The sequence below is a fragment of the Microcoleus sp. N9_B4 genome (assembly GCF_036701635.1).
In the GTDB taxonomy this organism is placed as follows: domain Bacteria; phylum Cyanobacteriota; class Cyanobacteriia; order Cyanobacteriales; family Microcoleaceae; genus Microcoleus.
The window spans coordinates 91,566-107,134 of sequence record NZ_JAUBRC010000010.1 but is presented as its reverse complement, the minus strand read 5'-3'; the positions used below and the strand labels follow the sequence as shown (position 1 = coordinate 107,134).

Annotated in this window: 12 protein-coding genes and 1 tRNA gene; 5 read left to right on the top strand and 8 right to left on the bottom strand. The window is 45.8% G+C overall.

Annotated elements, in window-relative coordinates; genetic code table 11:
- The first annotated feature begins 88 nt into the window (after window positions 1–88).
- A complete protein-coding gene (gene aroH / locus QUA43_RS09380; protein WP_333373138.1) occupies window positions 89–496 on the top strand; it encodes a chorismate mutase in 408 nt (135 codons plus the stop codon).
- A gap of 158 nt (window positions 497–654) precedes the next feature.
- Here the strand turns inward: aroH and crtR are convergent, their stop codons facing one another.
- Window positions 655–1,545: a beta-carotene hydroxylase gene (gene crtR / locus QUA43_RS09375; RefSeq protein ID WP_333373136.1), complete on the bottom strand. Its 891-nt coding sequence runs from the start codon at window positions 1,543–1,545 to the stop codon at window positions 655–657.
- A 454-nt stretch (window positions 1,546–1,999) separates the two neighbouring features.
- Between crtR and pyk the strand changes: the two genes are divergently transcribed.
- Together pyk and QUA43_RS09365 are read left to right on the top strand one after the other, a co-directional pair.
- Complete coding sequence (pyk, locus tag QUA43_RS09370; RefSeq protein WP_333373134.1) at window positions 2,000–3,787, top strand: pyruvate kinase; 1,788 nt, start codon at window positions 2,000–2,002, stop codon at window positions 3,785–3,787.
- An 87-nt stretch (window positions 3,788–3,874) separates the two neighbouring features.
- Window positions 3,875–3,946, top strand: a tRNA-Thr gene (locus QUA43_RS09365).
- Between the two features lie 449 nt (window positions 3,947–4,395).
- On the opposite strand, the gene QUA43_RS09360 is transcribed toward QUA43_RS09365, so the two are convergent.
- The 6 genes from QUA43_RS09360 to QUA43_RS09335 all read right to left on the bottom strand — a co-directional run bounded on the left by QUA43_RS09360 (window position 4,396) and on the right by QUA43_RS09335 (window position 11,079).
- The gene (locus QUA43_RS09360) at window positions 4,396–5,454 is read right to left on the bottom strand and encodes a potassium channel protein (protein WP_333373132.1); all 1,059 of its coding nucleotides are present in this window, start codon (window positions 5,452–5,454) and stop codon (window positions 4,396–4,398) included.
- 265 nt (window positions 5,455–5,719) lie between these two features.
- On the bottom strand, window positions 5,720–8,533 hold the full coding sequence (locus QUA43_RS09355) for an AAA-like domain-containing protein (protein WP_333373129.1): 2,814 nt from the start codon (window positions 8,531–8,533) through the stop codon (window positions 5,720–5,722).
- Window positions 8,534–8,547: 14 nt separating this feature from the next.
- Window positions 8,548–9,087 carry a type IV pilin-like G/H family protein gene (locus QUA43_RS09350; RefSeq protein WP_333373126.1) on the bottom strand — a complete coding sequence of 180 codons (540 nt, stop codon included), beginning with the start codon at window positions 9,085–9,087 and terminating at the stop codon, window positions 8,548–8,550.
- Between the two features lie 106 nt (window positions 9,088–9,193).
- The gene (locus tag QUA43_RS09345) at window positions 9,194–9,712 is read right to left on the bottom strand and encodes a type IV pilin-like G/H family protein (RefSeq protein WP_333373124.1); all 519 of its coding nucleotides are present in this window, start codon (window positions 9,710–9,712) and stop codon (window positions 9,194–9,196) included.
- A 115-nt stretch (window positions 9,713–9,827) separates the two neighbouring features.
- Window positions 9,828–10,388 carry an SPFH domain-containing protein gene (locus QUA43_RS09340; protein ID WP_333373121.1) on the bottom strand — a complete coding sequence of 187 codons (561 nt, stop codon included), beginning with the start codon at window positions 10,386–10,388 and terminating at the stop codon, window positions 9,828–9,830.
- A 145-nt stretch (window positions 10,389–10,533) separates the two neighbouring features.
- Window positions 10,534–11,079 carry an NfeD family protein gene (locus tag QUA43_RS09335; protein WP_333373119.1) on the bottom strand — a complete coding sequence of 182 codons (546 nt, stop codon included), beginning with the start codon at window positions 11,077–11,079 and terminating at the stop codon, window positions 10,534–10,536.
- 175 nt (window positions 11,080–11,254) lie between these two features.
- Here QUA43_RS09335 and QUA43_RS09330 point away from each other — a divergent pair, with 175 nt between their 5' ends.
- Window positions 11,255–13,030 (top strand): AAA-like domain-containing protein, encoded by a 1,776-nt coding sequence (locus QUA43_RS09330; protein ID WP_333373117.1) that lies wholly within the window; start codon window positions 11,255–11,257, stop codon window positions 13,028–13,030.
- A gap of 333 nt (window positions 13,031–13,363) precedes the next feature.
- The gene (locus QUA43_RS09325; protein WP_333373114.1) at window positions 13,364–14,464 is read left to right on the top strand and encodes an iron-containing redox enzyme family protein; all 1,101 of its coding nucleotides are present in this window, start codon (window positions 13,364–13,366) and stop codon (window positions 14,462–14,464) included.
- Window positions 14,465–14,647: 183 nt separating this feature from the next.
- Here QUA43_RS09325 and QUA43_RS09320 read toward each other — a convergent pair whose 3' ends face one another.
- The gene (locus QUA43_RS09320; RefSeq protein WP_333373110.1) at window positions 14,648–15,367 is read right to left on the bottom strand and encodes an SAM-dependent methyltransferase; all 720 of its coding nucleotides are present in this window, start codon (window positions 15,365–15,367) and stop codon (window positions 14,648–14,650) included.
- Window positions 15,368–15,569 lie beyond the last annotated feature (202 nt).

The following is a 15,569-nucleotide window of genomic DNA, read 5'->3' as shown; positions in this document are numbered from 1 at the left end:
TAATTAGTAATGGGTAATTGCAACTAGCAACTGACAACTAGCAAGTGACAACTAACAACTGACAACTGACAACTGACAACTGACTAATATGGAGGAAATTTGCGTGGAGTGGCAAGTGCGGGGTATTCGTGGGGCAACTACTGCTAGCGAGAATTCGGTGGCAGCAATTCGAGAAGCGGTGAAAGAATTATTAGATGAATTAGAAGCAAAAAATGATATAAATCCCGATTTAATTATTAGTGCTACGTTTTCTGCTACTCGCGATTTAGATGCTGTGTTTCCGGCTGCGATCGCCCGCGAACGTCCTCACTGGTGTAATGTTCCTTTGTTGGACGTACAGCAAATGCACGTTGAGGGTGCTTTGGAACGCTGCATTCGGTTTTTAATTCACGTCAATTGGCCGGCACATACTGAAATTTATCATCCTTATTTGCGGGGAGCTCAAAATTTGCGCCCCGATAGGAATTTAGCGGTGGCGGTGGCTGGGGAAAAATAATAGATTCACTTTGGGCTTGATTTAAAAGTTAACTCACCATTACAGGTGGGTTGATTTTTTACGGGACTTGATACAGTACAAAACCTGCCCTGGGGATATATGCTTAAAAGCTTTTATTAGAAAAAAAACCCGGCCTCTCAAAGAAACCGGGTTTTTTGTCAATCAGACGCTTTTTTGTGATGCAGCCTAATCCCTAAAAAAATGTCATATATAAAACTCCAAAAGTCCTTTTTCCCTTCCAATATTCCCAAAGTTTGAGGAGAACCTTTCTCATCCAACAGCGGCTTCACAGCCTCATAAGCAGGCTTGTAATTGTACCAAGGAATCGAAGGCCACAAGTGATGAATCAGATGATAATTCTGCCCCAAAATCAAGATATTTAGAATAGGACTAGGATATACTCTGGCATTTTTCCAACGATCGCGCTCGTGAAACGGACGGTGCGGCAAATAATCAAAAAATAACCCCAAGGCCAACCCCACCACCAAAGCAGGAGAAAACCAAAAATTCAGCACGTAACCTAGTTGGTCGTATTGAATCGAGATATACACGATCGCGATCACAAACAAACGGCTGAAAAACCATTCCAATAATTCGTATTTCCGCCACAGTTTGCGCTTAAAAAAGAAAATCTCGTGGTAAAAAAACCTCGCAGCAATCAACCACAAAGGCCCGCCGGTCGAAACATAATGGTCTGGATCGTTATCTGGATCGTTAACATGGGCGTGATGCTGCATATGTACCCGCGTAAACACCGGGAAAGCAAAACCCAACATCAGCGCGCTACCGTGCCCCAAAATAGCATTGATCGTGCGATCGCGATGGGCTGCATTATGAGACGCATCGTGAATCACAGTTCCAGCCATGTGCAAAGCCAACACGTTTAGCGAAAAACAGCACCACTGCGGCCATCCCCAACACCAGAAACCCAAGTTAGAAATCACGAGAATCACTACTGCACTCAAAAATAGCAGCAGTGTCGGATTAAAGTCACCGGGAGGACTCAGAAACTCTTTCGGCACTGTCAGCGGCCGTCCTGCCTCCGACATCTTTGTTAAGACTCCTTAATATTTCACACTTGCGTAGTATAAGATACAAGCCAGACAATAGTAAAGTTTTGTCAGGAACCTCAGCCTCAAGGCATGAAAGAACAGAGTTCGATCGCCAGACACAAACGTCTGCACAAGCAAAAAAGTATTGCTGTTGTACAAGGATACCAGTGCTAGAGTAGCCACAAGAGCTCAGCAGAAGAAACAAAATCAATGGGTATGTCTGTATTTATGTCAAGCCTGAGAGCGGAAAAATTTGCAAAAAAGAGCGCTCCCCAAGAAAAGATTACCGATCGGTAAAAAGTCAGATATTCTATATATTGTTCAATACCTGCTTTTTTGACGACTATCAAAATTTTTAAGACTTGAGACTAGCGTCATTGCTTGTAGTGCAAAATGAAACGTTAGCCGAAATTTAAACAAGAAATCCACCTGCCTCCCCAGAACACCGCTGATGCAATTGCCAAAAGCCCTACGCCGGACTAAAATCGTCGCCACCATTGGCCCAGCAACTTCGGACCCACAAGTGCTGCGCCAGCTCATAGAAGCAGGTGCCACAACTTTGCGACTCAACTTTTCCCACGGAACAGAAGAAGACCACCAGCGCAGCATTCGCTTAATCCGGCAAACTTCCTTTGAACTCAACCAGCCGGTTGCCATCCTCCAAGACCTCCAAGGGCCGAAAATTCGTTTAGGGCGCTTTGAGACAGGCTCTATAGTTGTCAAAAACGGCGATCCTTTCATTCTCACAAGCCGCCAAGTTCCAGGTACCGAACTCATTTCTTCCGTCACCTACGATCCCCTAGCAGACGAAGTTCCAGAGGGAGCAGTGATTCTGCTCGACGACGGGAAAGTGGAAATGCTGGTCGAAAAAGTAGACCGCGCCGCGCGGGAATTATACTGCCGCGTCGTAGTTGGCGGGCCGCTTTCCAACAACAAAGGCGTGAATTTTCCGGGAGTTTACCTGTCAATTAAAGCGCTGACTGATAAAGACCGCAAAGATTTAATGTTCGGCCTCGACCAAGGTGTCGATTGGGTGGCCCTGAGCTTTGTGCGGAATCCCCAGGATATGCTCGAAATTAAAGAGCTGATTGCGAGTGCGGGCAAGCAAGTACCGGTGATTGCCAAGATCGAAAAGCACGAGGCGATCGAACAAATGGAGGAAATTCTCACCCTTTGCAACGGCGTGATGGTCGCCCGCGGGGATTTGGGAGTGGAACTACCCGCCGAAGACGTGCCGATTTTGCAAAAGCGGCTGATTGCTACCTCCAACCGCCTGGGTATTCCGGTAATTACCGCTACCCAGATGCTCGACAGCATGGTCAACAATCCCCGTCCCACCCGCGCCGAGATTTCCGACGTGGCCAACGCGATCCTGGACGGAACTGATGCGGTGATGCTCTCGAATGAAACCGCTGTCGGCAAGTTCCCCGTCGAAGCGGTGGCGACGATGGCAAGAATTGCGGTGCGGATGGAGAGGGAAGGAATTAAGCGGAATATTAGGAATGTAGAAGATATTGGTCGATCGATCCCCAACGGCATCAGCCAAGCAGTCAGCCAAATCTCCGAACAATTGAACGCGGCTGCCATCATGACGCTGACCAAAACCGGCGCCACAGCCCGAAATGTCTCGAAGTTCCGACCGAAAACTCCGATTTTGGCAGTTACTCCTCACGTAGACGTAGCCCGACAACTGCAATTAGTATGGGGAGTAAAACCCTTGCTGGTGCTGGATTTGCCCTCCACCGGCCAGACATTTCACTCTGCCATGACAGTCGCCCAGGAAAAAGAGTTAGTGTGCGACGGAGATTTAGTGGTGATGACCGCCGGTACTCTGCAAGGGGTTGCCGGATCGACGGATTTGATCAAAGTTGAAGTAGTGACAGCAGTTTTAGGCAAAGGCACCGGTGTCGGTTTGGGATCGGTGAGTGGCATGGCCAGGGTTGCTCGCACTGCTGCGGATGTAGGCAATTTCCACCCTGGAGAAATTTTGGTAGTCGAACACACAAGCGTCGCTTTTGTCGAGATGATTCGGAAAGCCGCAGGTGTGGTGACGGAGGAGGACAGTTTGACTTCTCACGCCGCGATTATCGGTTTGCGCTTGGGCGTGCCGGTGATGGTGGGCGTAAAGAATGCCACGCGGGTAATTCGGGACGGAACTATGCTGACGCTGGATATGCAGCGGGGTTTAGTTTATTCCGGGGCCAGAGGCGGATCAACTGACACTGAAGTGACCGTTTAGCTGTTGGTGAGTTGTAGAATTTTGCATTAAATTCTACAACTCCTTGCTTTTTTCGCTATAGTTGTGCTATAATCCAAAATTGTCTGTGCCGATGTAGCTCAGTGGTAGAGTAACCGATTCGTAATCGGTCGGTCGCGGGTTCAAATCCCGCCATCGGCTTTGGGTTTCAGCGATTTTTGTCTATCTTTAGTCTATGATTGAGCTCAAACTGTGATCAAAACGCAGTTTAACTGCTCAAAAATGCTCTCGGCAAAGTAGCCGAGAGCATTTTTATTTGCCCTAAATCCTTGTGTGGTGGAGATTATGAATTTTTTAAATCATATCGTTTCCGGTTGCATCGGAATAATAAAATCCAATACGGTTCAGTTAAGGAAAATTGTAGAGAAAATGTTGGGCGGAGTGAAACGGAGGGTTCGTTCCACGGGCCCAACCTACGCACGATCGGTTTTTTTTAGCACTAACCCAAGCGTATTGTAATAAAAGCGAGTCAATATTTAACACTCAACAATTCAGTTTTTCGACCCAGAGTCAACAGTCAACAGTCAACAGTCAACAGTCAACAGTCAACAGTCAACAGGAGTGCAACCGGAATTTATTATGACATCGTATTAGTTGGGGGGCCGGGGGAGGCGAAAACTCAGGGGACTGAGGATTTGATTGAGAGTTCGCAGTTGTTCAGCAGTACCCAAACAAATCAGCATATCTCCTCCTTCGATCGCAGTTTCTCCGGTAGGCCCGACAATCAAAGTCCCGCCAGCGCGCCGCACTGCTAAAACCAAGGCCCCCGATTGCGATCGCAACTTGGCATTTCTCAAAGTTTCCCCGACGTAGACACAACTATTGGGATCGACCAAAAATTCTTCCATGTAAAAAGAACTCTCGGTGCCCGTCAAAACACCATCTAAAAAATCCATAACTTGAGGCCGCAAAGCAGCCGCCGCCATGCGTTTTCCCCCGGTAATGTAGGGGGATACGACGGCATCGGCGCCGCCCCGCTGCAACTTCTTTACGGCTTCTTCTGTGGTGGCGCGGGCGATCGCCCGTACCTTCGGATTCAGAGTTTTCGCTGACATGACAGTGTATAAATTCTCGGCATCCGAAGGCAAAGCTGCTACTATGCAAATTGCGCGATCTATCCCCACATTCACCAAAGTTTCGTCCAAAGTCGCGTCTCCTTGGACAGCCGTGTACCCCAGCGTCAAAGCTGCCTCAACCGACGGCACTGCCGAATCAATCACCACAAAAGGAATATTTTCTGCCTGAAATTCCAAAGCAATCTGACGCCCAGTGCGCCCAAAACCGCAGAGAATGTAATGCCCGATCAAAGAATCTACCAATCGCCGCTGCTGCCTAATTCTTGCTCCTTCTTGAAAATATCCTTCAATCAGCGCTTCTGTAAAGCGGTTGACGATGAAACCAATCACAATCACGCCCATCAAAATCAGGCATATGGTAAACATTCGCCCGCGTTTCCCGAGGGGCTGAAGTTCACCGTAGCCCACAGTTGCTAGGGTAAAGACTGTCATGTAAGCGGCATCCAGCAAAGACCATTTTTCCACCTGCCAATACCAGAGAGTACCCGTGCATAAAATGCCCCCAAGGGCGATGACTCCGTTTCTTAAGTCTTTTTGCAGGCGCTGGTACTTTTGTTCTAGAGTTGAATACACCGATCGGGCTGACCTATTACCTATTAGCTGCTACCAAATTAAACCATATCAGCCCTAGACGCAGGGGCGGTCAATCGATTTTAGATTTTAGATTTTAGATTTTAGAGGCGACCCCAGGGATAAATGCGGGGGCTTGAGGATTTTCGATTTTCGATTTTGGATTGATTCCACGGATAAATCACGTGGCGGGTACCATCAAGAAATTCGTGGTCAAAAAGCCAGTTTCTGCCTAGATACTTTGCTGCCAAACTCAAGATTTTGAATCTTAACCCGGTTTTTTTTGCGTGAGTTCCGACTGAGTTCCAATCCCGTCGCAGAGGTGGCGATTGTTTGGATTTGCGATCGGATTTGTCTGAAAATAATTGCGGGCGACATTGCAGCCCTGCACCAGCAAATCGTCAAGATTAAGATTCCACAGCATCACCGTACCGTCAGCACTAGCACTAGCGATCGCTTTGCCGTCTGGACTAAAACTTGCACTCCACACAGCATCCTTGTTACCTTTTAAAGTTTTGAGCAATGTACCGTCAATGTTCCACAGCCTCACCATTTTGTCTGTGCTTGCAGATAGCAACATTTGACTGTCGGGACTAAAGCTGATATTTGTCACTCCACTTGTATGCTTGAAAATACTTAGCGGTGTGCCGTCTTTGCTCCAAATTCTCGCAGTTCCTCCAGCACTTGCAGCCGCCAGCATTGCTCCGTCTGGACTGAAAGCTACACTCATAATTTTATCACTTTCCATCTGTAAAGTTCGGAGCAATTTGATATCCTTGCTTGCTTCGATGGACTGTTGTTGTTGCAACTTTTCCACAACCTTTCTCAAACTCCAAAGTTTAACACTGCCATCAGTACCAGCCGCAGCAATTATCTGGCCGTCTGGGCTAAAACTCGTGCTGGTTATCCAACCTCGCTCGACTTTAAAACTTGACAATTCTTCACCGTTGATTTTCCAGAGTTTAACAGTTCCATCGGCACTGGCTGAAGCAATGATTTTACCATCGGGACTCAAACAGACGCTTGTTACTTGACCCCTATGTCCTTTTAAGTCATGAATCAATTTGCCATTTTGTTCCCAAATTTTTACAGTTTGGTCGTCGCTTGCTGAGACAATAATTTGACCATTATGATTGAAGATTGCCCTTCTAATTTTATCAGTATGCCCTGTTAATGTTGCTTGCAAAGTTCCATTGGTTTGCCAAAGTTTGATATAATTATCATCGGTAGCAGTCACAATTGTTTGACTGTCGGGACTGAAACTCACGAAAGCGAGGGTACTGGCTTGAGTCTGCAAGCGGCGGCGTTCCCGAAAGTTGTAAACTGCCTGTTCGAGGGCGATCGCCACTCGCATCTGAATATCTGAACTCACTCCGAGCGATCGTTTCATTTCTGTAACAGCTCTAATGCTTTCTAGCAAAGCTTCTTCTTTTTTATCTGCGGCAAATAGCGTTTCTGATAGCAAACTGAGAGTGAGAATTTTGTTGTTTCTTTCTTCGATTGACGGTTTGACCCAAAAAGCTACTATCAGGATTGATATTAATATGGCTGCGGCTCCTGTAACTGTTTGCACTCTCAGTTGTTGCTCGCGCCAAAGTTTAACTGCAATCGCTTTTTTCTGCTTTTGTACTTCGCTTAGTTCCTCTAGTAACTTTTTTTCGCGGCGCAGTTGTTCAATTTCTGTTTGAGTTTGTTTTTCGCGATCGCGCAATTTGGCAAATTCCGCTTCTTGACTCGCACCTAAAAATTGATAATCTTGGGTGTTCAAGCTTTTATTTGCCGCCCACTGTTGGGCATCTTCCAGTGCTTGACCGCGCAACAAGCGAGATTCGTCTTGACAATTTGTAGCTATCCATGCTGTTAGGGATTCAGCATAGGGGCGTAAGTCGCCGAGTGCTTTTTCTACCCAGTCATGGCTGAATATAGCTGCGTAAATGCGGTTGGATACGGTTAATTTCCCCGCTCGTTTTACTACTAATCCGCTCAGCCGCAATTCTGTTTGTTCGGGAGTATCATCGGCGCAGATCCCCCCTGCCAGGGCGGGCACGGGGGCACCGCCCCTACAATCGGGGGGTTCTGAAAGTGGCAATATTTTTTGATATAGCCCTAATAACCTACTGGCGCGGTGCTGACTTCTGAGAAGGCGATCGCGAATTGTTTTGATGTGTACTGGTTCATCGGATGATTCCCAATTATCAATAATATGAGATTGCACTATATCGCTAATTAATAATTGATTTTTAGTAATAATTTCTGTTTTGCTTTCATCGGTTGAATCTGATATAATAGAAGCAGACGCTAAGCTTTTTACATGATGCAAAATCAGCTTGCAAAGCTTTTGAGTCAGAAAGGGCTGCCCTCCAGTCCAGTCCAAAATCTCTTTTAAAACCTCTTGAGGATTGTCTACTTTTCCCTCAAATCCCTTTGCTAAAGGCAGAGCTTCCGGTAAGTTAAAACCGTGCAATTCAATAGCTAAACCGATATTAAAGGGCGTGCGAGTTGCATCGCTAATTAAATCCGATGGCGTAGCTACTCCCAGCAAAGCAAATGTAATGCGCTGGTATTCAGAATTGTGAGCGCGTTTATTGTAGCAACATCTAATTAATGCAAAGAAATCGTCTAGCGGTTCTTGGAAACTCAGAACGCTATCAATTTCATCAATAAAAATGACAAGAGGTTGAGCAAGTTTGACCAGCAGCAATTCTTCAATTAACTCTCCTAAGCGCTGCACCGGCGACATCAACTCTCTCTCCCGCCACCAAGCCATAAACTCGACTGGGTTAAACAGGTTGAAGCTGCACAAGAGTTTGTAAGCCACGCCGCCGTACCACTTATCTAGAGAGACTTGCTGGTTGCCAATGTCCGAAAGGTCGATCGTAGCACAGGCAATGCCATCAGCCGAGAGTTTTTGTACAGTTCGCACCAGCAAACTGGATTTGCCCATTTGTCGGGAATTGAGCACGTAACAAAACTCTCCAGCTTTGAGGGCTTGATAAAGTTCTGAGTCAGCTTGTCGCACTACATAAGTAGGTGCATTTTGCGGGAGGCTGCCGCCGATTTGATATTGGTAATCGACTGTCATTATCTTGCGTATAGTTAGTTTGGTGAGACCATTGGTATTGTGCCTTTACCGCAAGCAGTTTTACCATTTTCATAGGTGGGTTCCGCTGGTTGAATTCTACCGGGAAAATCCGCTTCGCAGAATATGAACGTTGTAGTTATTTCCTCTTGAGTAGCATTGGAAACAAAGTTTTTTGGCGGAACAATAAAAACACCGCCGACATAACTTTTTAATTCGTTTTCCTTTGCTACTGCATAATTAAATGCTGCTTTCTTAGTGGCGCGAATTGAATACTTGAAAAATTTTGTCTCTGTTTTAATGCCAATTCCCAAAGCCTTAACAGAACTGGAAAAAGCATTTTTTTCTGCAAAATAGGCTTGCTGACCTCGGTTCACTGAGCTAACATACTGTTGCGCTTGAAATGTCATATACGATCTCATATACTTATCTTGCGTGCTATCACCCAAAAATAATGGTAGAGCGATCACGCCCATTACTCCAATGCCCATTAAAAGCAATAAGCATCCGCAACCATTAGGTACAATGCTAGCTGATTTAGAATCTTGTTGACTCATAGTTTTGTATCCTCTCTGTTGGTTGTAAAGACTTTAGTCCGGTAAATCTCAATTGAAGGCCGATTTGATATTGTAATCGACTGTCATTATATTGCGTATAGTTAGATTATTTGGATCGTTTTGTCGTGCCTTGACCACAAGCAATTTTACCATTTTTATAGGTGGGTTCCGCTGGTTTAATTGTCCCGGAAAAATCAGCTTCGCACAATATGGACGTTGTAGTTCTTTCCTCTTTAGCAGCATTTGGCTCAAAGTTTTTAGCAGGAACCAGAAAAACACCCCCGACATAACTTTTTAATTCTTTTTCCTTTGCTACTCCATAATTCAATGCTGCTTTCTTAGTGGCACGAATTGAATACTTGAAATGTGTTGTCTCTGTTTTAATGCCAAGTCCTAAAGCATAAACAGAACTGGAAAAAGCATTTTTTTCTGCAAAATAGGCTTGCTGACCTTTGTTCATCGAGCTAACATACTGTTTTGCTTCGGGAATCCTGCAGCTATGGCTAGTATTAAGAAATGATGGCAGAGCGATCGCGCCCATTACTCCAATGCCCATTAAAAGCAATAAGCATCCGCAACCGCCATAACCTGCATTGCTAATACTTGATTCTTGATATTTAGTCATGTTTTGTCTCCTTAAAGGGTATATACAATGCGAATTAAATTCAGTAAGGCAGAGCCTTTGGATATGCGTTACCAGGCAGAGCCTGGTAACGAGGAAAACTAGGGAATACTAATCCTTAAGCTCGCAGCTTTTGTACTTCTTTCCGGTCAATGGATGTGGGCTGGATCACTTTACTGCCGATCGCAAAATCGCGCAATTCCACCCTCGTAAACTTCACACCCCAAGGATCGGTGGTTGTATCCAACTCCTGCACTAAAGCATTATTGATTTCATTGCGAGCCGTGTAAAGTTCCTCTACAGCTAATGTCGCAATGTGAGTCCGAATTGAAAGAATCAGCATATTTAACATCGCTTCCTTGAGATTCTGCACCTTGTAGGAAGCTTTTTCTAAGTCAATTATGCGCCAGTACACAATAAATTCAACGGTGACGGCAACGCGATCGCGCGTGGTGCATTCTTGCGGTGGCAATTTTAAAATTTGCTCGCGCAGAGTTTGTTTATAAGCCACTGTTTCGACGAAGGGAATCAAAAAAGTCAAACCAGGTTCGAGTTTCTTGCGATCGTACTTTCCGAAAATTTCAACTAAAGCCTCATCTCCTTGACGGACGATTTTGACGCTGTTGGCTAAGGATACTCCGGTGATTGCAAACAACACCATCAAAAAATACTGATACATAATGAATCTCCTGGTAAATAGTTGACTGTTGACTGTTGACTGTTGACTGTTGACTGTTGATAGTGATTTATTAGTCTCTTAGAGAGGGACTTTGTTTGGCAAGAAGCGATTTCTATCTCCGAGTCATAAAAGAGCTAACTCAGATTTAGCTGTTGATATGAATTAATCTGTCAGGTACAACAATCAGCGTGTTTCCTTCGCGGCGCAAAACGTAAACTTTTTGTCTGGGTGCGATCGCCCCTTGGGAATCTTCGTTGCGGGCTTTCCACGAAGCCCCTTCATAAATTACCATTCCGGTTTCTCCGGGGAAAATTTCGGAGATTGTTGTCGCTTCCGTTGCTTCGGGAATGACAAACTTTTTGCGAACAATGAAAATCGGTCGAATCCAGATACTCAGCGCGAGGGCTATACCCATCCAGTAGAAAATTTGCCAGTCAAAATCTTCATACATTATGTTCGCCCAACTAAACTGAAATGCTACCGATCCTCTCCACAAAATAAACGATTCAATTAAAGCAGAAGTTCCCATCATTAGCAGGTAAAACCTGTATTTTTGGGGCTGAGTTTTGATAATTAATAGCTCGATCGCACTAAGCACAACTCCGATCAGCAACCACAACATCGGGGGGGTGAAGGCGAAACCTGGTTGATTAGTGGCTGACGCCAGCGACCAAATTAGGATATAATACACAATGCTTTTACCTCGTTGCGATGGGATTCAACCTTGTTATTTCTAATCTAATCAGGTGGGTATTTGAGTTGGCGACTGAGTTATTTGAAAATTCATCGACTTTTCATCGACTTTTCATCGACTTTAGGTACGGTTGGCATTTATGATGGTTTCAGTGTTTTGATTGTGATAAGCAATGCCACGATCGCTAAGGGTGCGCGAAGAGTGCATTCGCGCAGTTAAATCCTGTCTCCTGAGAAATGGCTTTCCCAGCCAGAAAATCCTGGCTGAGGATTTAGGGATGGCCCAATCTACTGTCAGCCATTTTCTGAATGGCAAACCTGTGGATTATGCCAATTTCATCGAAATTTGTCGCGGATTGGGGCAGGAATGGCGCGATATAGCCGATTTTGACGCGAATTCAGAGCCAGAGGAGGTAGTGCTGGTGAGGGCAAAAGTGGCGATCGTCCGTTGGCGAAGCCCTCGAAGAGGATCGACCTCAAACAATACCCTTTCTCAGCAGTTACACCAAGCTTTGAGTGCGGGAGGGCACGAAGTCTTTTTTATTAACAACAGCAGCGACTCAGGCTCATATTTAAAGCGTTGCGATTATTTGCTGTTGCTGATTTCCGAAGAATCTGCCGCTAGCGAAATGGTATTGGAACAAGTGCAGCTAGCCAAAGAATTGCACAATTTAACTGCTCATAAACCCGCCATTTTACCGATTTTAGTTGAATTAAATACACCGCTTTCTTTTGATTTACTGAGCTATTTAGCAGGAATTCAGCCCTGGCTGTGGCGCGGTGTTGGCGACTCATTTAAGTTATTATCACAAATTTTAACCATTATCAAAGAAGGTCGCACATCGTTAACTGCCGACCATGAATTAGCTGTACAATGGCACGCAATTACTAGCACAAAACAGTCAATAATTCAACCCCTGCCAGCCGCGCCACCTGAATTGCCGGGAGGACAAGTTGAAATAGCTTCTCGTTTTTATATCGATCGCCCTCCGATCGAATCCCGCTGTTACGAGACGATCGCCCAACCGGGAGCCCTCATCCGCATAAAAGCACCCAGACAAATGGGCAAAACTTCCTTGATGGCGAGGATTTTGCATCATGCAGAAGTGCAAGGTTCTCGCACGGTAGCGCTGAGTTTTCAGCTAGCAAATCGGAAAATATTCGCTAATTCCGATACATTTTTGCAGTGGTTCTGTGCTAGCATCGGTCAAGAGTTAGGAATGCTGGAGCAGTTGCCCAAGTGTTGGGAATTAGCCGATTTGATTGGCAGCAATCAGTGCTGTAAGGCTTATTTTGAACAGTATTTGCTGTCTGAATCTTCAAAACCTCTGACGTTAGGGTTGGATGAGAGCGATCGCCTGTTTGAATCGCCGGAAATTGCCGACGACTTTTTTGGCTTATTGCGAGCTTTGCACGAAGAAGCAAAACGGCGAGATATTTGGAAAAAATTGCGTTTGATTGTGGTGCATTCGACGGAAGTTTACATCCCGCTGGATGTGAATAAATCGCCGTTTAATGTGGGGTTGCCCATTGATTTGCCTGAGTTTAATTCCCAGCAAGTGCAAGACTTAGCAGCGCGGCACGGACTGAATTGGAGCGCTACAGAAGTTGCAGAATTGATGGCGTTAGTGGGAGGACATCCCTATTTAGTGCGGCTGGCTATGTATCGCATTGCCCGTCAAGATGTGACTTTAAATCAATTGCTGAAATCGGCGACAACGGAAACAGGAATTTACAGCGACCATTTGCGCCGACATTTGTGGAATTTAGAAAAATATCCAGAATTAATCGAGGCGATGAGAGAGGTTTCGAGTGTGTCAAAGCCAGTCAGATTGAGGCTAGAAGTGGCGTTTAAATTAAACAGTATGGGTTTGGTGAAGCAGGAGGGCAATTATTGCACTGCCAGATGCAATTTGTATGAGGAGTATTTTCGCGATCGCCTAGGTTGATAGTCATAGGTTGTACCAGTCTCAAGAACGGGCAAGATGCCCGTTCCACAAGAAAATTTAGTTTTCAAGAACGGGCAAGATGCCCGTTTCTAAACAGGTGATTGAGAAGGAAGCCTGATATAAGTTAATACCACTTTCCATAAACGTTGTTCCCTTTACTCACAAGTTGAAAAGGGTATGAGACGGTAGCGGTCAAATCTCTATCAATGGAAGGGTGTATGCGGCTGACGGATTCGCTATCTTGAAAGTAATTAGCCATCATCCTCAGCAATCTGCAACGGTTGGCTGTTTGGGCAGGCACCACAATAATCAGAGTTAGCATAACTTTATTCCATGCAAAACACCCTAGAGATACTTCCTTCTTCCGACTCGCCGAGTCTTCCCAAAAAGCAGCCCGCACTTCCAAATTATGAAGCAGCCGATCGCCAATTTGTCAATTTGCTAGAAGTCGAGGATTTAGACAAGACGGTGGCGGCAAAACCGTTACTTGTCAGCGATTTTGAAAGCGCGATCGCCTATGCAATTCAAGCAGCTTACCAACAGGAACCTGGCGATGAGGCCGCTCACCGCTTCTTGCAGCGCGTGCTTTACCGCATCAACCGCCTCAACTTGTTTTGGTACGACGATTTGCGCCGCTACAATAACGAGCGATCGCACTATTTGCGTTCGGTGCGCGATCGCATTGAGGAACCTTGGCAGCAGTGGGAAATCGCGCAAATCGACGTTGCAGCGCTGCAAAAATTGCCGGATGTCAAGCAAGCGCTGCGCGATCGCGCGGCGGCCGATGTCGATCCTCCGCTAACTGAGCTCGATCGCTACCAGCGGGAACAGATGACTGAACAGGGATACAAACACCTGCTGGCGATCGCCTCTTTCGACGGTTTAGTGGAAGCCAGCCGCCTTTCTCGCATCCTCGGCGGTGCCGGCAACGAAATTCAGTGCACCCTTACCCGAGTGCTGATCGAAGAATACGGCGGCGGTCGTCTCCCCCGCAAGCACTCGACCTTTTTTGCTCAAATGCTGGCAGAATTCGATATGAGTACGGAACCGGAAGCGTACTTCGATTTAGTGCCTTGGGAAGTGCTCGCAGGCATTAATCACAACTTCCTACTTACCGAACGCAAGCGCCATTTTCTGCGCTACAACGGCGGACTCACTTATTTTGAGGTGGCGGGGCCCGTGGCTTACCGCAATTATCTAGCCGCCGCCCAGCGTCTAGGCCTCTCGCAGGCTGCGATGGGTTATTGGGAACTGCACATCAAAGAAGATGAACGTCACGGCCGCTGGATGTTGGATGAAGTGGCGATGCCGCTGGTTGATAGATACCCGCAAGATGCGTGGGAACTGGTGTTGGGGTACGATCAGGAGAAGTCGATCGGCGATCGGGCTGGGGCTGCTGTGGTGCGATCGATCCAAGCGGCAGAACGGAATTAACAGCTATATAGTAGGGTACGTCAGAGACTGATGCACCCTAGATCTTGCACCGTTCTCAATAAGCCTTTTAGGAACAGGCTTTCCGGCCTGTTCCACAAAGAGTGTATTTCTTGTGGAACAGGCCGGAAAGCCTGTTGCTGACAATGGTGTAACATCTTAGATGCACCCTACCAGCGCTGTATTTTAAAATGCCGTCATTAACTGAATTAGCTCGATCGACAAATCTCTTTGCGACTTTTCTTGCTTCTTAAACAAAACTCCAGCCAGCAGATAGATATTTTCCGAATAAAAAGCCATTCCCTGTTCTCGCAGAGTGGCGATCGCACTTTTCACCTTGGGTTCCGAACTATAATAGCCAAAAGTTAAAGGTGCAATCTCAAAATTCGCAACCGAGTAGCCTCGATCCAAGGCATAATCGACCAAACCCACAGGATTAGAATAGCTAGAAACCATCAGCAAAACTTCATCGCTGCCCAAAGATAAAAGTTTCTTAGCAATTGTACAACCATCATTCCCGCCGTGCAACAGCGGCTGGTAGATTTTATCATCTACCGCAGGCAAGTAAGGGGGATTTGAGATTACACAATCCGCCGACTCGTATAAAGGTGAATCAAAAAAAGAGCAATTGTTGACCGTGTATTGTTCGCTCAGTTCATATTCCTTAATTTGAGACTGAGCAATTTTCCAAGCTACATTATTTAGCTCAAATCCCTGTATTTTCCCATCAAAATCACTTCTCAGCAAAGACTTAATAACTGGACTTCCCTCTCCTGAACCAAACTCTACGATAAGTCGAGAATTGTCGCTAGCATTTAACACTAAACTTTCCAAGCAGTGCGCGTAAAAATCCGATTCTTCCGGGCAGTGGAATACCTGTTTGAGAGGATGGGATGAAGTGAGCATAAATTCTGTAACAAAGTTAACTATTTTTAAAGTATCGAATAACTAATATTCCAGCCATCTGTCGCAAGAGCTATTTTATCAACTTGTGCAATCTATCTCTTCGTGTTTTACCTGGTGCGATCGAATAACTATTTCTGCCGGCAGATTATCCAATTAACTAGATTAATCCGATTGACAGATTGCAATTAGAGCGATTGCTGGT

Excerpts from the sequence above, each read along its gene's own strand:
- crtR (WP_333373136.1), bottom strand. The coding sequence starts at position 1,545 with ATGTCGGAGGCAGGACGGCCGCTGACAGTGCCGAAAGAGTTTCTGAGT.
- QUA43_RS09355 (WP_333373129.1), bottom strand. The coding sequence starts at position 8,533 with ATGACAGTCGATTACCAATATCAAATCGGCGGCAGCCTCCCGCAAAAT.
- QUA43_RS09340 (WP_333373121.1), bottom strand. The coding sequence starts at position 10,388 with ATGTATCAGTATTTTTTGATGGTGTTGTTTGCAATCACCGGAGTATCC.
- QUA43_RS09330 (WP_333373117.1), top strand. The coding sequence starts at position 11,255 with ATGCCACGATCGCTAAGGGTGCGCGAAGAGTGCATTCGCGCAGTTAAA.
- QUA43_RS09350 (WP_333373126.1), bottom strand. The coding sequence starts at position 9,087 with ATGAGTCAACAAGATTCTAAATCAGCTAGCATTGTACCTAATGGTTGC.
- QUA43_RS09345 (WP_333373124.1), bottom strand. The coding sequence starts at position 9,712 with ATGACTAAATATCAAGAATCAAGTATTAGCAATGCAGGTTATGGCGGT.
- aroH (WP_333373138.1), top strand. The coding sequence starts at position 89 with ATGGAGGAAATTTGCGTGGAGTGGCAAGTGCGGGGTATTCGTGGGGCA.
- QUA43_RS09320 (WP_333373110.1), bottom strand. The coding sequence starts at position 15,367 with ATGCTCACTTCATCCCATCCTCTCAAACAGGTATTCCACTGCCCGGAA.
- pyk (WP_333373134.1), top strand. The coding sequence starts at position 2,000 with ATGCAATTGCCAAAAGCCCTACGCCGGACTAAAATCGTCGCCACCATT.
- QUA43_RS09325 (WP_333373114.1), top strand. The coding sequence starts at position 13,364 with ATGCAAAACACCCTAGAGATACTTCCTTCTTCCGACTCGCCGAGTCTT.